This window comes from Cyclobacterium sp. 10D3-21 (genome assembly GCF_055809755.1).
This window is the reverse complement of sequence record NZ_CM147924.1, coordinates 593,465-615,164: the sequence shown is the minus strand read 5'-3', so window position 1 is coordinate 615,164 and position 21,700 is coordinate 593,465. Positions and strand designations below refer to the sequence as shown.

Annotated in this window: 13 protein-coding genes and 1 CRISPR repeat array (1 of these 14 only partly in view); of the genes, 5 read left to right on the top strand and 8 right to left on the bottom strand. The window is 41.7% G+C overall.

The features are described 5' to 3' along the window. Positions 1-1,318: a CRISPR direct-repeat array (repeat unit 37 nt; unit sequence GTCTGAGAGACACATCCACTACAACAAGGATTAAGAC) (it extends 1,946 nt beyond the left edge of the window). A gap of 1,013 nt (positions 1,319-2,331) precedes the next feature. Genes AC0L7T_RS02715 through AC0L7T_RS02705 form a run of 3 tightly spaced genes read right to left on the bottom strand, consistent with a single transcriptional unit; the run spans position 2,332 to position 7,350 of the window. Further along, entirely contained in the window at positions 2,332-3,399 is a 1,068-nt protein-coding gene (locus AC0L7T_RS02715) for an NHL repeat-containing protein (RefSeq protein WP_473340939.1), read from the bottom strand. A 9-nt stretch (positions 3,400-3,408) separates the two neighbouring features. Continuing rightward, positions 3,409-4,836 carry a DUF1501 domain-containing protein gene (locus AC0L7T_RS02710; RefSeq protein WP_473340938.1) on the bottom strand — a complete coding sequence of 476 codons (1,428 nt, stop codon included), beginning with the start codon at positions 4,834-4,836 and terminating at the stop codon, positions 3,409-3,411. 15 nt (positions 4,837-4,851) lie between these two features. Continuing rightward, a complete protein-coding gene (locus tag AC0L7T_RS02705) occupies positions 4,852-7,350 on the bottom strand; it encodes a DUF1549 domain-containing protein (RefSeq protein WP_473340937.1) in 2,499 nt (832 codons plus the stop codon). A gap of 354 nt (positions 7,351-7,704) precedes the next feature. Here AC0L7T_RS02705 and AC0L7T_RS02700 point away from each other — a divergent pair, with 354 nt between their 5' ends. Together AC0L7T_RS02700 and AC0L7T_RS02695 are read left to right on the top strand one after the other, a co-directional pair. Beyond that, on the top strand, positions 7,705-10,449 hold the full coding sequence (locus tag AC0L7T_RS02700) for a DUF1553 domain-containing protein (protein WP_473340936.1): 2,745 nt from the start codon (positions 7,705-7,707) through the stop codon (positions 10,447-10,449). 1 nt (position 10,450) lies between these two features. After that, complete coding sequence (locus tag AC0L7T_RS02695) at positions 10,451-11,911, top strand: DUF1501 domain-containing protein (protein ID WP_473340935.1); 1,461 nt, start codon at positions 10,451-10,453, stop codon at positions 11,909-11,911. A gap of 82 nt (positions 11,912-11,993) precedes the next feature. Here AC0L7T_RS02695 and AC0L7T_RS02690 read toward each other — a convergent pair whose 3' ends face one another. Together AC0L7T_RS02690 and AC0L7T_RS02685 are read right to left on the bottom strand one after the other, a co-directional pair. Next, positions 11,994-12,857, bottom strand: a complete 864-nt coding sequence (locus AC0L7T_RS02690) for an SDR family oxidoreductase (protein ID WP_473340934.1) — start codon at positions 12,855-12,857, stop codon at positions 11,994-11,996. 67 nt (positions 12,858-12,924) lie between these two features. Continuing rightward, on the bottom strand, positions 12,925-13,965 hold the full coding sequence (locus AC0L7T_RS02685) for an amidohydrolase family protein (RefSeq protein WP_473340933.1): 1,041 nt from the start codon (positions 13,963-13,965) through the stop codon (positions 12,925-12,927). A 383-nt stretch (positions 13,966-14,348) separates the two neighbouring features. On the opposite strand from AC0L7T_RS02685, the gene AC0L7T_RS02680 reads away from it, so the two are divergent. After that, a complete protein-coding gene (locus tag AC0L7T_RS02680; RefSeq protein WP_473340932.1) occupies positions 14,349-14,852 on the top strand; it encodes a phosphohydrolase in 504 nt (167 codons plus the stop codon). Between the two features lie 200 nt (positions 14,853-15,052). Here AC0L7T_RS02680 and ggt read toward each other — a convergent pair whose 3' ends face one another. Continuing rightward, entirely contained in the window at positions 15,053-16,714 is a 1,662-nt protein-coding gene (gene ggt, locus AC0L7T_RS02675) for a gamma-glutamyltransferase (RefSeq protein WP_473340931.1), read from the bottom strand. 632 nt (positions 16,715-17,346) lie between these two features. Here ggt and AC0L7T_RS02670 point away from each other — a divergent pair. Together AC0L7T_RS02670 and AC0L7T_RS02665 are read left to right on the top strand one after the other, a co-directional pair. Further along, entirely contained in the window at positions 17,347-18,537 is a 1,191-nt protein-coding gene (locus AC0L7T_RS02670) for a CynX/NimT family MFS transporter (RefSeq protein WP_473340930.1), read from the top strand. A gap of 229 nt (positions 18,538-18,766) precedes the next feature. Continuing rightward, positions 18,767-19,369 (top strand): DUF2179 domain-containing protein, encoded by a 603-nt coding sequence (locus AC0L7T_RS02665; RefSeq protein WP_473340929.1) that lies wholly within the window; start codon positions 18,767-18,769, stop codon positions 19,367-19,369. Between the two features lie 9 nt (positions 19,370-19,378). Here the strand turns inward: AC0L7T_RS02665 and mtgA are convergent, their stop codons facing one another. After that, positions 19,379-20,065 (bottom strand): monofunctional biosynthetic peptidoglycan transglycosylase, encoded by a 687-nt coding sequence (gene mtgA / locus AC0L7T_RS02660; protein WP_473340928.1) that lies wholly within the window; start codon positions 20,063-20,065, stop codon positions 19,379-19,381. 262 nt (positions 20,066-20,327) lie between these two features. Beyond that, positions 20,328-21,593, bottom strand: coding sequence for a GTPase HflX (hflX, locus tag AC0L7T_RS02655; RefSeq protein ID WP_473340927.1), 1,266 nt, complete (start codon positions 21,591-21,593; stop codon positions 20,328-20,330). Between the last annotated feature and the right edge of the window lie 107 nt (positions 21,594-21,700).

Here is a 21,700-nt window from a genome sequence, read left to right as displayed (position 1 = left end):
ACCGTTTAAAGATGTCCAGTTGTTTTTATGTCTTTCGTCTGAGAGACACATCCACTACAACAAGGATTAAGACTTCCGCATCTAATAATAAATCGTTACTGACTCTCATAGTCTGAGAGACACATCCACTACAACAAGGATTAAGACCCTTTAGGATTATTGGGTGCGTTATATTTTGTTCTGGTCTGAGAGACACATCCACTACAACAAGGATTAAGACTCAGTAGATCCAGTTTCCTTATTCTTAAAGAATTTGGTCTGAGAGACACATCCACTACAACAAGGATTAAGACACAGTATATACTTGGTCTGATAACCCTAAATAAACAGTCTGAGAGACACATCCACTACAACAAGGATTAAGACAATATGGACTACTGTGTCATCTACGGGAACGGCCCATTGTCTGAGAGACACATCCACTACAACAAGGATTAAGACGAGAACACTTCGGTCCTATGTACGAAGGTTACGTGGTCCGAGAGACACATCCACTACAACAAGGATTAAGACTCTTTAGTTAACCCTATTACTTAAATTCTGGCCCTTGTCCGAGAGACACATCCACTACAACAAGGATTAAGACAAGGGTAATTTAGGAGGACTAACCCTCTCGTTCCTTAGTCCGAGAGACACATCCACTACAACAAGGATTAAGACACACATGTGTGTCCACGTTCGGCTAACGCACGTGCGGTCCGAGAGACACATCCACTACAACAAGGATTAAGACCAAGTGTTACAAGATCGCCGTAACCAGCTCTTGCAGGGGTCCGAGAGACACATCCACTACAACAAGGATTAAGACAGTTGTGCATCTCTTTAAGAGCCTTTTGATACAATGTCCGAGAGACACATCCACTACAACAAGGATTAAGACGTTCCTATAAGCCAATACTTCTTTAAAAGTAGGCTCTGTCCGAGAGACACATCCACTACAACAAGGATTAAGACTGTTACAAGATCGCCGTAACCAGCTCTTGCAGGGAGTCCGAGAGACACATCCACTACAACAAGGATTAAGACATCGTCTAGCTGGTCGTGTAATGCATACTTATCAAGGTCCGAGAGACACATCCACTACAACAAGGATTAAGACTTTACCTTTCGAAACCTATTATACTTTCCCCAGTTAGTCCGAGAGACACATCCACTACAACAAGGATTAAGACCACCATAAGGTAAGTCCTCAATAAAGTAATCAAACCGTCCGAGAGACACATCCACTACAACAAGGATTAAGACTTTAAACTGTAAATACCTTAAATGTCTTTTGACGTAGTCCGAGAGACACATCCACTACAACAAGGATTAAGACTTCACTACAGTAGGTGGATCCAGTATCTCCACATGTAGTCCGAGAGACATCCCGATGCGCTGCACTTTCGGGACAGGCTATCCACTACAACAAGGATTAAGACTACTTGTCGTTATCTTCGAATGACATTCTGTAAATTTGTCCGAGAGCAACATCCATTACAACAAGGATTAAGACTGACGAACAAGCGCTGGACGAAAATATAACAAACGGTCCGAGAGACATCCCGATGCGCTGCACTTTCGGGACAGGCTATCCACTACAATAAGGATTAAGACAATATGAAGACATTCAGAACAGCTAGTTACCATCATGTCCGAGAGACATCTCGGTGCGCTACACTTTCGGGATACAACAAGGAGGAACGAGCGTTAAAAAAGTACCAACGAAGGCACTTTTTAGCGAGGGGCTGGAATGCGGGGAGGGGTGGAGTAATTATCGCGATCGCTGCAAAATAATAAGAACTTTATAGTAGGTGGCATCGGGTAGTTTTCATTGGTCCATAACAACCTGCCGGTTCCTGAGCGGAGTCGATTAGGCATTACCTGCTCGTCACCCTATGGCTTCGGCTCTGCTCAGCCGCCGGGAGGATGACTAGCCGCTGGGATAGTGACTTGCAGCAGAGGGATGATTGGCCTAGTTCTTCACACTAATCTGAAAATACTAAGCTTTAAAAAACATATTATAATGGATACGATTCCGTAATACCGAAGGAATTGATCTCACCGGTTCCTAAGCAAAGCCAAGGGATTTTCCTGGCTGGTTCCTGATCGGAGCCGGGATATCACTAGCCGGTTCCTGAGCGGAGCCGAAGGATTAGGCATTACGTCCTCGTCACCCTATGGCTTCGGCTCTGCTCAGCCGCTGGGAGGCAGGATTAATAGCCCTTGAGAATGCCGGATCTGCTGGATCAGATCTACCTGGTTCCTGAGCAGATCCGAAGGACAGTTAGCACGAAAAAAGGCCATCTTTAAACAAAGACAGCCTTTCTATTTACTTATGAAAAATCTTTACTAAACCCTTTCCAGCTTAACGGGGTAGGTTTTTTGTGAGGCCCATTGTGGAACGTAAATGTTCTCATCTCTGTCTACACAGACATCATGCGGATGCATAAAACCCTGAAAGCTCATGTCTTTTCTTTGCTCCTGAAGTTCTCCATTTACATACTCTGGAGCAGTACCTCCTGGAGTGGAGACTACTTGATCATTGTTGTCCAAAATGGTGATATAACCGGAATTTGGATAGGCTTGGGTTGTACTTCTGTAAACAGCAGCATAGACATTGTCCCCTCTCAATACAGGGCGGCAAACAAATGAACCCGGGGTAGGAATGGTTTTGATGTACTTTCCATCCAGGGTAAAGCGCTTGTACTGCATGTTTCCCCTATCGGTAATTAATAAAGTAGGGTTGTTTTTATTTCTTGTGTCTACCAAAATACCATGGCAGCAGTTAAAGGTCTCATTCGTGTCACCCTTACCACCAAACTGGCGTATCAATTCGCCTTTGGCATTGTACTGGGTCACGTAGTTTAAACCATATCCATCTACAATGTAAATGTCACCGTTGGCAGGGTTGATCGCCGTCTCAGTGGGAACAAATTGCTTGGGATAAGCATAATTACCCGTTTCTCTTGGGTAATCCAGTACCATAATTTCTTTACCTTTTAAATCTGTTTTTATCACCTGACTTCTGGTATTGTCTGCGATGTATAAAAACTCCTCCCCACCTTCATCACTGATGGTAAGCCCATGTGCGCCAGGATAGGTAGACCCCCAGGTCTCCAGCAACTTTCCGGATTTATCATAAATGATGACATTGTTCTTGGTTTCATTGGTCAAAAGGATCAATCTTCCTTTAGCATCTTCCACCATTTCATGACAATCATTTACAGGATTTTTCACTGGATCTAAATTTCCCCATCCTTCTATGACCTTATAACGGTGTGAACCATGCCCGAGTAAATTATCATTTTCCATTGCGTATGTTTTATTTACAATTATGTTGGGAACCACTGCACCGGCAAGTACGGTCAGTCCTGACTTTTTAAGGAATTCCCTTCTTGGGTTTACATTTTCTTTCATGGGTCTAATTTAAGCGAATAAATCCATTTCTGCCTCCCCATGTCCATCAGGAGTGGTATAAAAAGGACGTTTTTCTATTTCAAAATTTGTTTCAGGATCCATGCCCAGGGCATGGTAAATGGTCTGGTGAATACCCGCTATCTTAATGGGCTTCTCTATACTTTTACAAGGTCTTTCATCAGCAGTTTTGCCGTAAACATGGCCTTTCTTAATGCCTCCACCAAACATCAACATAGAACAGCCATCTGTAAAATGCCTGTGCATGCCATAATTTTTTAAGTCTTCGATAATATCTGGTACTTCTACCTGGTCTTTCACTTTTGCTCCAGGCCTTCCTTCTGTAAGCATGTCCCGGCTGAATTCACTCGCCAATACCACAATGGTTCTGTCAAGCCTACCACTTTCGTCAAGGTCTTTGATAAGTTGTGCGATTGGCGCATCAATCTGCTTTTTCATGTCCGTAAGCCTTGTGTGCCCATTCTCATGCGTGTCCCAACCTTTGAAGGGTTCGTATTCGGAAGTTACGCTAATAAATCGAGCTCCCTGGTCCACCAGCCTTTTGGCCATAAGGCAGCCTAAACCAAATTTACCAGTATTGTAAATATCGTACTTCTCCTTTGGTTCCAGGCTCAAATCAAAAGCTTTCGCTTCTGGAGAATTCAATAACCTATACGCCTGCTCCATGGATCGTTTTAGGGATTCCTTCTGGTAATCACTACCAAATTCACCCATGGCACTTTCCTTTAATAGGTTTTCATAGAGTTGGTTTCTGGCTTCAAACCGCTTGGTAGACATTCCTACTGGCGGTCGAACGCTGTCCAAACCGGAGGTAGGATCCGGTATTAGAAAGGGTCCATATTCACTGCCTAAAAACCCAGCGCTATGGAAGGCTTTTAATTCTTCCCCTTCACCTACGGTAAAACGCTGCCCAATATTAATAAATGCTGGGATTACGGGATTTACAGAACCTAACTCTTTGGCCATCCATGAACCCATATGGGGTACTGCCACAGATTGAGGAGGTTCGTAGCAAGTATGCCAATTGTACTGATGACGGGTATGCAAAATGTGTCCCAAGTCAGCCGCTACATAAGAGCGAATGAGACTTCCTTTGTCCATTACCTGCCCAATTTTCTCCAACCCTTCAGAAAAATTTATTCCGTCTAATATGGTAGGCACAGCCTTAAAGGTACTCAAGACCTCTTTTGACTCCATCCCCTTTCTAAATGGGGTATGTCTTTTAGGGTCGAAGGTCTCTGTATGCGCCATTCCTCCTGCCATATACAGTAAAATAACGGTATCCGCAGTACTTGTAATTTTATCCTTGGGCGAGCAAGAGTTTAATAATGCTGATATTGGAGCTCCTGCAGCCATGGCCGCAATAGATGCAGCACTTGTCTTCTTTAAGAAATCTCTTCTTCTCCAATTATAATTCATAGCTTTTGCTTTTGATCAGTAAATTAATTGAAATTCAGGAAGTAACAAAACAGCCCAAAATAAATCTTGGATGGCTTCCGGTGCCGGTTCTTCTCCCAATACAGCCATGGCTATATTGAATTCACTCTGTTGCGGCTCTCTGCCCAATAACTGACGGTAGACTTCATGAACAATAATATCACCGGCTTCATATTTTTCTTTCCATTTTATGGCCCCGGTCTTTAGGGTATTGTTTAACTGTTCCCCATTCGTCAGTTCTAAAGCTTGCAATAAACTTGCCTGGCTGTCCCTACTTGTCAATACCACCTCACGATTGGTACGTCCCAATGCCTTAAGGAGCCCATTATTGGCTACCAATGCAGCCCGCACAAATCCAATATCCGATTGCTCAGATACGGTCAATTGATTGGGGTCATATTTCATCTCTTCTTCATTAAAGATCGGATGAATTTTTTGACTTACGCCATCAGAAAACTGTTCGGCAGTCATCCTACGTATGACTGATCCCTCAAAAACAAAATCATCATCTGCCAGAAACAATGGGTTTTCTACACCAACAGCTGGCTGTTGGTAGGCTTTGGATATAGCAATTTTATAAATCAACTCCTTGAGATCATAGCCTTCATCTTCGAAATCTGTTGCCAGCCAATCCAACAAATCCTGACTCCATGGAATATTGTCCATCTCATCTGCAGGTTCCACAAGCCCTCTTCCCATCAATTGCTTCCATACCCTATTGGCTATGGTACGGTAAAGCCTTCCATTGGCAGGTTGTACCAAATAATTGGCAAGCTGCTCCAACTTCTCTGCTCTATTGGCTGTACTGTCGATTTCACCCAATTCTTCCCACAAGATTTTTGTCCCTGCCGTTTCCCCAGTGGGTATATCACAGCGGCTAACAACTAAAGTAGAGTCCGAAAATATATTGGCAAAGGCATAGGCCTCTTTAAGTTTCCAGTCACTCACAAAACTGTCGTGGCAAGAAGCGCATTTAAGGTTAAGTCCCAAAATGACCTGTCCAACATTTTGGGCAGCTTGCATTTCAGTGACCTGACTTGCATTTACATCTCCTCTCCAGCGTATGCCTTCTATAAAACCTTTGGATTTTTCATCTGGATTCAATAATTCCTTGACAAATTGATCGTAAGGTTTATTGTCCCGCAAGGAGGTATAAAGCCAATCGGTAATGGCATACCTACCTTTTGTAATGTATCCTGTACCGGTATAATCATTCCTCAAAGCGTCATTCCAAAAGGTCATCCAATGGGTGGCATAATCGTCGTCCCTGTCCAGAAGTTCTCTTACCCATATGGCCCGCTTATCGGGTCTGCTGTCCTTTGTAAAAGCATCATATTCCTCAGTGGAAGGCTGAAGCCCTATTAAGTCCAAATATATCCTCCTTAAATAAACCTTATCCTCAATGGGTTCCTTCCATTCTATCCCTTGCTCCTCAAAATATTCATCCACCCAAATGTCTATGGGCTGATTCAAACCACCTCTTGAAGCGGGCAAATCAGGTCTTCTTGGTGCCAATTCAGCCACCCTGTATACGCTTACATTCTCAGCAGCATCTGGCCAGGGAGCACCTTTATCAACCCAAAATGAGATCAAAGCAATCTCATCATTGGAAAGCACTTTTCCTTTGGAGGGCATTGATTCCTTATGGTCCTTGGGTAGTTTTATTCTGCGAACCAAATCACTTTTTCCTGCATTTCCCGGAACGATTACTGGGCCTGACTCTCCTCCTGCAAAGGCAAACTCTTTTGTATCAAGCCTCAATTCTCCTTTTATCTTCGCATCGCTATGGCATTTATAACAATTGTGGGCAAATACCGCCCTAACTTTACCTACCAGCTCAATTTGCTTTTGCTCACTAAGGTCACCTTCCGTTTCAAAAGCCACAAGGTCTATGTCCAGGTCCTCGGGAGAAAATTCTGGTTCATACCAGGGTAAGGTCTCTGTTAGGTACTCTTCCCCATGTGTTAGTGAGGCACCAAAATGCCCTGCCACTGATACCGACACTGCAGTAAAAAATAGTACCGTTCTAAAAACTTTTATTGCCTGACTGTTTTTGATGCCATTGGTTTTCCCCATCAAATAGATCAATAACAAGCCCAACGCGGCTGTCCCGATCCCCGTCCATTGGTGAATATCGAGCATGTTACCGCCATACTCTTCTATATTTGCTAAAAGCAACCCTAGTACAACAGCTACAACCGCTCCTATCCCACCTGCCCAAACCAATACGGATATGCCTGGTCTTAACTTATGGTTAAAGTCTCTTAGCGTAAACAATTCCAGCAAGGCAGCAAATAGCAAAAGGCTCACTGGGAAATGAACTGCAAGCGGATGTAAACGGCCAAAAAACTTCCATAACCAGAAAGAATTTTCAACCTCCTCAGCCTGAAACAACAGGACCGTTCCAAATGCACTCAGCTCCGTTGAGACACCTAACACCAGGAAAAAAAATATTCCCCAGAACAATAACAGGTTATCTTTATTCATCATTTTCATTAATTTCAATTGTCTATTTCAACCGGTAAAACAAGTATTCTTTATGTATTTAAAGGTAAAAAGTCCAAAAACCGAAAAAAAATAATTGATCTAATTACGACCACTTTTGTTATTGAAACAACTGTAAAACTAAATATATACTCAACTAAACACAAGAATAGCTTATCACAATACTATTAAAATTTCGTTTCATAACTACCCTGTACTATCCTGCTTCACAATAATAAGTTAACCTTAGATTTGAATAGCCACAAGTTTTTTTACACCAAACCTAAAGTTCAGTACAGGTTCGGTCTTTGAATGTAATACTTTAATTCCTTACATTTAATGTCTTTGTTAGCTTAACTACCCAAAATGAAAAGCCGTTACCTATTTTTCTTATTGCCTCTTCTACTTGTCCTAACCTTTTGGTTATGGCCAGGCAAAGAACAGATAAGTTATAACCGCCAAATCCGGCCCATTATCAATAATAAATGCATCTCCTGCCATGGAGGTGTCAAGCAATCAGGTGGTTTTTCTTTGCTTTTTGAGGAAGAAGCAAAAATGAATACTGAATCAGGCAAACCTGCAATTATCCCTGGAGATGCAGATGACTCTGAAATGCTAAAACGGATCATCCACAAAGATCCTGAAATTCGGATGCCTTTAGGAAAATCCCCTCTTTCTTCAGAAGAAATTGAATTGATCAAAGAATGGATCAATCAAGGAGCAAATTGGGAAAAGCATTGGGCCTATATTGCTCCTAAAGTTGACATTGAAGTACCGGAAGTAAGCCTGGATGTGCCTATGCAAAATGAAATTGATCATTTCATTTATAAGCAATTGGAAGTCATGGAACTGATGCCCAATGAAGAAGCGCCTAAAGAATTACTGCTTAGGAGGCTCTCACTGGACATTACAGGATTGCCACCTACACTGGAAGCCTACGATGATTTTTTAAGCGATTCATCTGCTACGGCTTATGAGAATACGGTAGACAAATTACTTGCTTCGTCTCGTTTTGGAGAAAAATGGGCAGCCTTTTGGATGGATCTTGCACGGTATTCAGATTCCAAAGGCTATGAAAAAGACTTGCATAGGGAAATCTGGAAATACAGGGACTGGCTCATAAATGCTTTTAATGAGGACATGCCCTTCGATGAGTTCACGATTGCACAATTGGCTGGAGATCTCTTGCCTCAACCTACCGAATCCGACCTATTGGCCACTGCGTTTCACCGAAATACCATGGCCAATGATGAAGGAGGAACGAATGATGAGGAGTTCAGAGTAGCGGCTGTCATGGAAAGAGTGGGCACGACTTTCGAAGTCTGGCAAGGAACTACCATGGCTTGCGTCCAATGTCATAGTCATCCTTATGACCCCATCAGACATGAGGAATTTTACCAAAGTCAGGCTTTCTTTAACAATACTCAAGACAAGGACCTTTACAATGAACAACCAAAAGTATTTACCTACCAACCTGTTGATCAAAAGAAGGTAAAAGACTTGCTTTCCTGGGTCAATGACAACCTCAATCCCTCAGAAAAGCTTCCGGAAATATCAGATGATTTTCTATACCAACAAAAAGAGGATTTACTCTATTTTTTAGGCTATAGAAAGGTAGAAGCGGAGGAATTTCAGGACAAGAGCAGGTTTATAGAATTGGTGGCACATGACCAGGAATCTATATGGCAGGTGCAGGACAGTTCATGGATCATGTTTGAAAATGTGGACCTGGACCAGGTCAATGCCATTTCTCTGGGATATGCCTCCGTATATGGCGCCAAACTCGAAATCAGACTGGATTCCTTGTTGGGTGAAATAATTGGGGAAGGAACCTTTGGCATTACGGACAAAAACTTCCCTGAAAACAAACCAAAGGACTGGGAGACTTTAAAAGTACCCATTAAACCTGTCTCAGGTAAAAGAGACCTTTATTATTACTTCAAAAGGGACAAAACTTTTGCGCAAGACCTGATCAGGGTAGACTGGGTGTTTTACCATGAAAAATCACCCTTAAAAGACAAGTACCCACCTAATATGCAAGCCAAATTGGTGGAACTATCAAATGCTAAACCGATTGAAACACCAATTCTAAAAGATTTACCAAAAGCCAGTTCTCGAACGACTTATGTATTTGAGCGTGGTGATTGGAGATCAAAAGGGGAAGAGGTAAAAGCAGGTATTCCTGAAATTATGGGTACACTCACCAGTCAGGAACCCAATAGATTGGATTTTGCAAAATGGCTTGTCAGTGGTGAAAACACCCTGACCTCCCGTGTCATAGTAAATCGCATTTGGGAACAATTATTTGGTTTCGGCATCGTCGAAAGCATGGAGGACTTTGGCAGTCAAGGCATCCCTGCCAGCCATCCCGAGTTACTAGATTGGTTGGCCGTGGAATTTCAGAATGACATGAACTGGTCCATGAAAACTTTGATCAAAAAGATTGTCATGTCCCAGAGCTACCGACAAAATTCTACAACTGATGCTCAAAAAATAAAAAAAGACCCTTATAACAAATACTTGTCCAGAGGGTCCAGGACAAGGTTATCAGCCGAGACCATTAGGGATCAGGCCTTGGCCATAAGTGGCTTGTTGAATGAAAAGCAGTTGGGGCCAAGTGTTATGCCTTACCAACCTGAAAACATCATTAGTTTTAATGGTAAGTTTTGGTTCCCCAGCGAAGGAGAGGACCAATACCGGAGAGCCGTTTATACTTACTGGAAAAGGACACATCCTTACCCTTCATTTGTGACTTTTGACAGTCCCTCCAGGGAAGTTTGTACCTCCAGGAGAATAAGAACCAACACGCCACTTCAATCCCTCGTATTGTTAAATGACCCCGTATACATAGAAGCGGCAGATGCCTGGGCCCAGAGAATATTAATGGAAAGTGGTGAAGACATTGAGAAAGGGATTGAAAAAAACCTTCAGTTGGTCACAGCTCTTAAACCTGAGCCTGAAAAAGTAGCAGTATTGTTCCAACTATACGAGGAGTCACTTGCCTACTATGAAGGTGAGGGAAAGGATTTGGATGAAAATGCCAAATTAGCGGCCATGCGAATCGTTAGCAATGCCATGTTGAACTTAGATGAATTTGTAACCAGAAGATAGGATGAATATTTGGGAAGAAGCACTGATCCGAGAAGCACAATACAATAGTAGGCGCCATTTTTTAAAAAAATGTACCTCAGGACTAGGGGCATTGGCCATGGGTTCACTCATCGGCTGCGGAGCAAAATCAAGCCCTGAAGCAGCAACCTCATTTCTCCATAAAAAAGCCTCCCATTTTGCCCCTAAAGCAAAAAGTGTGATTTTCTTGCACATGGCAGGTGGTCCTTCTCATTTGGAGTTATTTGATTTCAAACCTACACTTCAGGAATTAAACGGCAAGGACACGCCACAATCATTGATGGAAGGTAAAGAATTTGCCTTCTTGAAAGGAACACCAAAATTATTGGGCCCGCAGGCCAGCTTTAAGAAGTATGGGCAATCGGGTGCTTATGTCTCAGATTACATGCCAGAATTTGCCAAAATGGTGGATGAAGTAAGCTTTCTAAAAGCCATGCATACCAATGAATTTAACCATGCCCCAGCTCAATTGTTCATGCATACCGGAAGTCCCAGATTAGGCAAGCCAAGCATAGGTGCCTGGTCTACTTATGGACTGGGTTCGGAGAATGAAGACTTACCAGGATATGTGGTACTCACTTCAGGCGGTGGCGCTATAAGCGCCGGAAAAAGTGCTTGGGGAAGTGGCTTTTTACCTACTATCTACCAAGGCGTACAGTGTCGCTCAGAAGGGGATCCTGTTTTGTTTTTGTCCAATCCAAAGTCCATTGACAGCCATCTCAGAAAAAAATCCATTGATGCGATCAACCAGATCAACCAGATGGAGTTTGAAGAAGCAAACGACCCTGAGATACTAACCCGTATTTCTCAGTATGAATTGGCTTTTAGGATGCAAACATCCGTACCGGAGACCATGAACATCGACGATGAACCTGAATACATCCACCAGATGTATGGCACCAATCCCGGACAAGCTTCCTTTGCCAACAATTGTCTTTTGGCGAGAAGACTGGTAGAAAAAGGAGTACGCTTCGTGCAACTTTTTGACAATCGCTGGGACACACACGGTGTGGGTGCAGGCAATGGAGTAGGTTCAGGAATGCGAAGGTCCTGTAAACACATCGATCAACCAATTGCGGCCTTGCTCAGAGACCTCAAACAACGGGGGCTTTTGGATGACACCCTCGTGGTGTGGGGAGGCGAATTTGGCAGAACGCCAATGATGGAATCCAGAACGGGAGAAGGCTTTGATGGCAGAGACCATCACCTTGAAGCATTCACCATGTGGATGGCTGGTGCAGGAGTTAAGAAAGGGCATATACATGGTGCCACAGATGAAATTGGTTACTACGGAATAGAAGGACGCACCCATGTGCATGACTTGCAAGCCACTATCTTGGAAAGGTTGGGTTTTGATCATGAAAGGCTGACCTATGAATTCCAGGGTAGAAATTTCAGGTTAACAGATGTACACGGAAAGGTCATCAATGAAATACTTACCTGATAATTGATCCTATTTCCTACTTAGAAGTATTGCAAGCCAAAAATAAATCAGGCATATACGCATGGAAGAGAATCACCAGTTTTCAGGCAGGTTTTTTATTGGCCTGTTTATTGAAGTAGTCTTCCAATTTGTGTATCCCATACAGAGGAGCCTCCATATCCATTACCATTGTTGTCAAAAAAAATTCTATAGGCCCATAAGTTTTTGAATTGGAAAAGGTTCTGACCAACCAAATTGCCATTCTTCGGGTCCAATCTGGCAGGTGTATGATTTTAATTGGTTTGGAATAAGCTTTCAAAGCCAATGCGGCAATTTCATTTTGAGAAAGCAAATCTGGCCCTCCTATATTTATTTCTTTTGTATCCAGATCGATTGCATCAACAACGGCTTTTGCTAAGTCTTCTCCGTGAATGGGATTAAGCCTAAGCTTTCCATCACCAAAGAGAAATACCTTGCCCCCTTTTGCCATTTTAAGAAAATCACCCATGTCTGAAAAAAAACCGTTTGGTCGGATTATGGTGTAATCCATTCCTGAGGATTTCAAATAATCGCCCAACTTTTCTTTGGCTTCCCCAATTTTCAACTGCCTAAGCTTCTCACCATTTAATACGGAGATATAAATAAACTTCTTTACGCCTCCATCCTTTGCACTGTCTATCAGGTTGGCATTTGCCTGATAATCTACATCCATATAGGTTAAGCCATCTTTTTGACGCGTAATTCCGACTGTACTAATCACTACCTCCACATTGTCAAATAGATTTCTCAATGTTTCCCGTTTCGTAACTTCCGCTTCTATGATTTCAAGGTTCGGAGCTGTCTGTTTAACTTTATCCTTATTTCTTACAATGATTTTTGTTTCAATATTTCTAGAAACAAGCACTTTCGTGATGTGTTCCCCCAAATACCCTGTTGCTCCTGCCAGTAAAACTTTGCCTTTTCTCATATTTTTGTATGGCTATTCAGATTGTCCAATGAACCTGTATTGTCTAATCAGATAGGGTAAGAAAATGCTAATTAACCACGCTGTATCCAAGATTAGTCAGGCTTTCTTTTACATGCGGGTAAAGCCGCATGGCATTTTTATAATAAATTTTCTCCAACACCTCTTCAGGCAATTCAAGCCCTTTTGTCTCAGGCCCACCAAAAAAGCCTCCACTTACAATATCCCCAGTTTCTAAAATTTTAAAAGCTTTTATGTATTGCTCTGCCCTGATATTTATTTCCTCATTGTTTTTCAACTTTCCGGTATCTGTTCCAAATACAATCCGATCAGCCCATTCAATCATAAAAGAACGAAGGTTCTCTCGATCTACAAGGTGGTAATATTGGAAGGTAGCGGCCAAATCTATATTTAGATTGGGGAAAGTAGCCAACATGTTTCGCAAGTAATCAATTTGTGCATCTTGGCATAACAACCAGTTTCCATGTGCCGCCACCACAACCAGTTTTGGATGTTTCTCCAAAACATTTCTCCACGCATTTATCTGTGTCCAATATTCAACGGGATTTGCCAGCCAAGCTGTTCTTTTACCAAAGGGCCCATTGGGATCTGCTACGTGGATAGAGGCACCGACAAATCCAATTCTCTCCATTTCCGAAAAGGTGGCTTCATGAGCAGGGTTATCAATATAAGGATAACCATCTTCCTTTTTCTTAAGCGTTCTATACCAGGGCCCGGACCATATTTTATACCCAACATATCCTTTTTTCTGGAATTCCTCCAGAGATGCTGGTGGATAGCTCAGTCCATCATGCGCCTTAAAATCAGCAATCCCACAAAGCATTCTTCCCTGCCCAGCTTTCTCTACCTCTTCAATGTTTACCAATGGTTCATTTTGATTTCCCAAATTGATCCATAAAGCCAGGTCAATGTCATTTTGTTCTCTCAAAACATCTCCAAGCTTGAGGTAATTTGCAATGCCATCCAGGTCACCAGCCATATGCGAGTGCACATCAATTCTTGGAATGCTAGGAAAGTTCGATTTAAACTGACCAAATACTGGCGTGGATAAGATTATTATCAAAAAAAACAGGAAGGAAGTATATTTCATACAAGGGACTGATTTATTTTTTTAATGTATTGGTATATGGTAGTTGCCTCATACCCGAGAACTAAATTTACAAAAGAAAATGACGCAAATAAAAATCTGCTGATTATAATTGTCCATGTATAAATTGTGGTTGCACTAATTTGATTTTTGTACAAAATCAGCTAACTTTTCTCCTTTCAATACTATAATAGGAATCACCCTAAAAACCCTGGCCATAATGCCATCTCCTAAATTAAAACTTAGTCAATCAAAACTTACATTTCTCCACCCAATTAATTAATCCAAAGATCATAATTTAGTACAATTCCCATAAAAATGGCTGTAAAAACAGACCATTCACTGTGGGGCTGAACCCAAATGGCTTTGTCAAAAATTTTAAGTATATGTTGCAAAAAACCACCGAATACGCAATTTACGCTCATCAAAAAGTTAACCATAAATATGGGGACAAAGATTATGTGTACCACTTAAAAATGGTACACGAAGTAGCTGAAAAATTCATCTACCTGGTAGACGAGTCCGAGCAGGAAAATGTTTATTGTGGCTGTTGGGTGCATGACATAATAGAAGATGCAAGAGAGACTTACAATGACGTTTTACAAAACACAAATGAAACAATTGCAGAATTGGCTTTTGCGCTAACCAATGAAAAGGGGAAAAACAGGAATGAAAGAGCAAATGACAAGTATTATCAAGAAATGCACGAAATCCCGAATGCTGTCTTTATAAAGTTTTGCGATAGGATTGCCAATATTACCTATTCTAAAAGACAAGGATCCGGCATGTATGAAAAGTACAAAAAAGAAAACAACAATTTTATTCAAAAAACCTATCGACCAGAATTGATAGACATGATCAAGCATATTGACACTTTACTTGAAAAATAAAAATGACAAAACTGATTTTTTGTCACAAATAGTGTTCATTGTTAATTTCACCTAATCGGAATTGACTTTTCTCGAACAGCCTTATCCTTCGGCTCCGCTCATGAACCGGCTAGAACCTCTTCCGGCGGTTGTGTCCCCCGGCGGCTGAGCGGAGCCGAAGCCAGAGGAAGCACCTGAACTTCACCCTTACTTGTTCCTATTTAATAACCTGCGGCCTGACCATCTTTTCTGGACTCAGAGGCCCCATAATAAACCCCATTTTTGAACATAATGGCCTGATAACCACCAAAAATACCTTTATCCATTCGGATGGTATGCCCTTTATCAATAAGATCACGAATGGTTTCATAATCAAATCCCGATTCCAGATAGGTACCCCCACTTTTAAGGTTTTCGTCCCGATGGTAGATTCTAGGCGCATCCCCGGCTTCCTGTAAGTTCATCTCAAAATCAATAATATTCGTAATGATTTGAACATGCCCTTGTGTTTGCATGTCTCCTCCCATTAGGCCAAAACTCATAAAAGGTTTGTTGTCTTTCGTTACAAACGCAGGAATAATGGTATGGAAAGGTCGCTTGCCAGGTGCATAATTGTTAATATGGCCTTCTTCCAAAACAAATCCGGCACCTCGATTTTGAAGCACAAAACCCAAGCCAGCGGGCACCTCTCTGGAACCAAAAAGGGCCGAATTACTTTGAATCAAAGAGATCATATTACCTTCTCCATCGGCCACAGTCAAATAAATCGTATGGTCTCCGGAGGTTAACCCTTCCTCAAACACTCCTGCCCTCTTGGGGTCAATTAATTTTCGCCGTTCCGCTGCATAGTCATCTGATAATAAACTAGTCAAGGGAATGTTACCAAAATTCGGATCTCCGTAATACTTTGTCATATCAGCATAAGCCAACTTTTTAGCTTCTAAAAAAGTATGAATATGGGCAGAACTTCCATAGCCCATGCTACTCAAATCGAAACCTTTAAGAATATTTAGCATCTGAAGTGCCGCTATACCCTGACCATTGGGGGGCATTTCCCAAATGTCATATCCACGATAATTGATAGATACAGGTTCGACCCACTCGGGCTGGTTATTCGCCAAGTCTTCCATGGTGAGATAGCCTCCCTCAGCTTTCATATGACCTGCTATGGTCTGAGCGACTTTCCCTGTATAAAATCCGTCCCTTCCCTGAGTAGCTATAATTTCCAATGTATTCGCCAGATCTGGATTATTAAATACCTCACCTATACGTGGAAGCCTGCCTTCACTTGTAAAATAAGTCGCTTCAAAGGAAGGGTTGTCAGCACCCAAATTTACGGTGGAAAAATTATCTGATACTTCAGAAGAAATAGGGACGCCTTCTCTTGCATAATTGATGGTGGGCTGAAGTAAATCTTTAAATTCCAGGTTGCCAAATTTTTCATGCAAGGCAAACCACCCACCTACAGCACCTGGAGTGGTCACAGAAAGTGGGCCAGTCCGGGTGCTTTTACCAGCATTAATTTCAGCTTTAAATTTATCCAAGGATAATTTTGCAGGTGATTTTCCACTTGCATTAAGCCCATATAGCTTTTGTGTTTTTTCATCCCAAACAATCGCAAATAAATCCCCACCTATACCATTGTTACCAGGATCCGCAAACCCTAAAAAGGCATTGGCCGCAATGGCAGCATCCACAGCACTTCCTCCATTCTTCAGTATTTCTATGGCAATTTGTGTAGCTAGAGGATGGTTTGTCGCCGCCATTCCATGTTGGGCCAATACTTCAGACCGTGTAGCAAATGACTTACCTGAAAGCCTATCCTGGGCTTGCAAATTATTTATGGATAAAAGTGTCAGGAGTAAAGAAAGTAATGTTTTCATATTGCTTTGTTTTTAATAGGGCTAACGTTAATTAAATGCACAATAACCATTTATGGACCAAGATTGCTAAAGCAGGACGCCAGTAGTTGCTAGTTATCCCAAATACGCCTTAACGCTCATTATAAATATTTCACGTTATGAAAAAAAGCGAGATTCTCACTTTTCTCTTTAACAGTATAATAAATAATATTTAAAATCGGATGCGGTCCATTCACAATTTAAATATCATTTTATTTTTCCCTCATATGAATTGTTTTTTTTTCTTACCGCCTTTTCCTTCGGCTCCGCTCAGGAACCGGCGACATGCTTTTGACCGACTGATTCCCATTAGCCTGTGTATAGTCTCTCCTGTGGTTACTACAGCGTAATTGTTATTTCACCCGTCGCTCCCCCGGCGGAGGAACGATGACTTAATTTACTTTTTCGTCCCACGGTGCCTGAACGGAGCCGAAGCCAGAGGAGGGGAAATGAAATTATTCGCTTTTCGTTCCAGCTCAGTGAGCACTGAAGCAGATTGCTGAGCGAAATTGGATTATTTACCCAAGTTCGAACTTCAAAAATAAAATTAATATAAAAAGGATCCTTTTTTCCATTTACGGAACCTTATGCGGTCAAACTGCGGTTCAACTTGAATGACTTTTAGCCGGACAATAAGCAGTTTAAAGGACAAGACCAGTAACCAATGGTTGGTATTGGGGATTTTGCTGGTGTCTTTTAATTTACGGCCATCCATTACAGCTGTTGGACCCCTTATCCCCTTTATCAGGGATGAAATGTCGTTATCCAATGGAATGGCGGGATTTCTTACTACCCTACCTTTGCTTAGCTTCGCTGTTTTCTCTCTTTTCTCAGCCGCTATCGGAGACTACTTTGGCAAGGCCAAAGCCATATTTCTTGGCTTACTCGTCCTTGGTATCGGCTCTATGTTGAGAGTATCGGGAGGCCCAATTGTTCTTTTTATTGGCACTGCGCTTACAGGCATTGGAATAGTCATCTGCAATGTATTGCTTATTCCTCTGGTAAAAGCCCGAATGCCTTCCAAAACCGGAGCAGTAACAGGCCTGTACAGTACGGGTATGTCACTAATGGCTGCCATCGCAACGGCATTCAGTGTCCCCATGGCCATTGACCTTGGCTGGGGATGGAGAGGCTCCCTACTTTTTTGGACCTTTTTGCTTTTCGCAGCCCTTATTGTCTGGTGGCCACAGCTAAAACTTAGTCCGAAACCGAAGGTAAAACCAGAAAAAACCGGAAAATCAGTTTGGCGCTCCAGACTGGCCTGGCAAGTGACCATGTTTATGGGCATCCAGTCCTTTTTATTTTTCACCCTTGTCACCTGGCTTCCTGACATGATGATCGATAGAGGCTTGTCTCCCGTTGAGGCTGGCTTAACAGCATCCTTGATGCAGGTGGTGGGTTTGACTGGCACCTTTGTTGCGCCATTCATTGCTGTCAGGTACCAGCACCAATCATTTTTTAATATGTCAATAGGCATCCTTTATATTGTAGGTTTTACCAGTTTGTTTATCCCGATCCTTTGGTTAAACATATTTAGCATTGGACTTGTAGGCCTTGGAATGGGTGCAAGCATAAGCCTTGCCTATACACTTATCACGCTTCGAACCAAGGGTGACAATTATACTTCAGCCTTGTCCGGCATGGCGCAATCTGCAGGCTATTTTCTGGCTGCTTTTGGCCCCATGTTATTTGGTGTTGCTTTTGATATTTGGCAGGATTGGGACCTATTGATTTACCTCATGATTTTGGCCTCCTGCATGTTTACTTATTTTGGCTATTTTGCGGGCAAAAATAAAACAATTTAGGCCTGAATTATTAAACCAATTGGATTAATCCAATAGCCCTTAAAACAATGAAGGTCAAGCTATTTGACACCTTTAAACAGCCCTCAACCCACCAATGTGATCAGCAATTACTATAAGTCTCTAAAAAGACTTCATTAGTTTGGGAAATGCCTATTGTATATTTTGGGAGAAATGATAAAAATTGGTTTTGTTTGCCTACTTTTGCAAATTGTAACCAAATATTAATCTCATGCAGGAATTTTTTGAATCTATTGGCATCAATGCCCCAGTATTTGATTACTTAGTGATGCCACTTTTAATCTTTTTTGCCCGAGTAGTCGATGTTTCTATAAACACCCTTAGGATTATGTTTGTCCTAAATGGCAAAAAGACTATCGCTCCTATACTCGGCTTTTTTGAAGCGCTTATCTGGTTATTGGCCATAGGACAGATTTTCCAAAACATCAGCAATCCCATGTCGTATATCGCCTATGCTGGTGGATTTGCCATGGGAAATTATGTAGGCATGGTAATAGAGGAACAACTTGCCTTAGGTCGAGTGCTTGTTAGGGTAATTACCCCTGAGCCTTTGCCAGAGCTCGTAGAATACATGAAAGAAAAAGGTTATCGATTTACTTCTGTAGGTGCAGAAGGACGATATGGGAAGGTAATTTTAATGTTTACGGTCATTAAAAGGGAGATGCTTAAAAGCTTTATTAGCAAACTAAAAGAAAGTCACGAAAAGGCTTTCTATACCATTGAGAGTGTGAAGCGTATTTCAGAGGACGACTTGAACCTTATGGAAGAAAAGCCAAGATTCGCATCCCGACTAAAAAGTATGATAAGAAAGTAATCGATCTCTTTACTCCTCAAATTTCACTTCTCCAAGGTTCCGCATATTTCTTAATATCCAACTTTGCCGGTTGCGAATGTAAGCAGTTGGTTTATCTGGCCTCCATCTCAGTGGGTTTGGAAGAACTGCTGCGATCAAAGCGGCCTCTTGTCGATTCAAGTCTGAAGCTGGCTTTTTAAAATAATATTGAGCAGCTGCCTCTGCGCCATAGATCCCGTCCCCCATTTCTATCACATTCAGGTACACTTCGAGTATCCTTTCTTTGCCCCACAAAAATTCAATTAAAACGGTGAAATAGGCTTCTAAACCTTTTCTGACAAAATTTCTTCCAGGCCATAGAAATACATTCTTGGCGGTTTGGTTGGAAATGGTACTTCCCCCCTTTAATTGCTTCCCAGACTTATTCCCCTTAAAGGCACTTTCTATGGCTTCCCAATCAAAACCTCCATGGCTTAAAAATTTTTGGTCTTCTGAAGCTATTACCGCCAGGTATAAGTGAGGGGATATGTTTTCAATAGGCTCCCAATCCTTCTTTAATACCAGGTCCTTTTCTTCGGAAAAAACCTGTTCTACCGTTCTTATCCCCATCAAAGGGGTGAAATAAACTGGAAAAACACTTAGGACTACCACCAGCACTATGGATGCTACAAATAGAGCAAGGAACACCTTGCCTACCCATGAAATAATTTTCTTCAATGAATGTGTCTTTAAAAATTCAACCCGAAATTACTCAAAAAATTTCTCCCGGATACCTCTAAAGTGAAATCTATATATTCCCGAAAAAAGCTACCCAATTGAGTGTTGAAATCACTTCGAAGTAAAATTAAGAATCCTTTTAGGCCAAAACTAAAGTGCTCCTGGCCTAATATCTCCCCAACTGAATTCTTGTAATTTCAACACTCTTTTAAAGCTTTGATTTAAGCCATCAAAATGTCGTTGCTGACTTATTCAAAACTGCTCAATCCTCATCCGGATATTGAGACAAGTCCAACACTTCATCATCCAGGTAATGAGGATACATTTTCTTGTGTATCTTTTTCACTTCCTCTGTAATTGATGTTCTAAAGCCTTCAATGTTCGTCCCATTCTCAGCAGCCATAAATACAGGGTTGATCGCTAATTTTTTGGCATAACTTTCTTCAAGCTTGTCAAAATCAATAAAATTAGCCTGCTCCACTTCAAATTCGGACATCTCCATAAGCTTTTCTTCAGAAGGCATTTTAGGAGCGATGTCAATTTTATTAAATACCATGATCACAGGTTTATCACCTGCACCCATTTCACTAAGTGTTTGGTTGACCACCGTAATCTGATCTTCAAACCCTGGATGGGCAATGTCTACCACATGAACCAAAAGATCAGCCTCCTCTATTTCAGAAAGGGTAGACTTAAAAGATTCAATAAGGTGGGTAGGGAGTTTTCTAATAAAACCTACCGTATCAGAAATCAAAAAGGGAATGTTTTCCAGCACAACCTTTCTAACAGTAGAATCTACCGTCGCAAAGAGTTTGTTTTCTGCTAAGATGTTCTCTTTTGTCAATAGGTTCATCAGTGTACTTTTACCCACATTGGTATAGCCAACCAATGCAACCCGTACAATGCCTTCCCTACTTTTCCTCTGGGTTTGTCCCTGTTGCTCAATTTTCTTGAGTTTCTCCTTAAGGATGTCTATTTTTCTTCTGATATCTCGCTTATCCGTTTCTATTTCTTTTTCACCAGCTCCACCACGAGTAGCAGTACCCCCTCTTTGACGTTCCAAGTGGGTCCACATTCTGGTAAGCCTAGGAAGTAGGTATTGAAACCTTGCCAATTCCACCTGCGTTTTTGCCTGGGCGGATTGGGCCCTGTTTAGGAAAATATCCAATATTAACATGGATCGATCGTAAACTTTAATCTTCAATTCGTTCTCCAAAACCTTCACTTGAGAAGGACTAAGGTCTTCATCAAAGATCACCATATCGACTTCAAAATGTTCGATATAAGCCCTTATATCCTCAAGTTTACCTGATCCTACAAAAGTTCTTGTGTCTGGTTTATCCATACCTTGGGTAAACCTATGAACAGCTTTCGCTCCCAATGTTTCTGTAAGAAACGCCAGCTCATCCAAGTGTTCATGCACCAACACTTCCGTCTCATTTTGGTGGATAAGTGCCACCAAAACAGCTGTCTCTTCTTTTGGAGAGTTGTCTATTAATTTTGCTAATTTTCTACTGTGTTTACTCATTCAGAAAGTTTAATTCAAGCATTTATAACGGATTACTATCCCAATAAATTCACTATCAGTCAAATTATATGCCACTATTCCGCGGACTTCCTCCATTAAAATTGCTT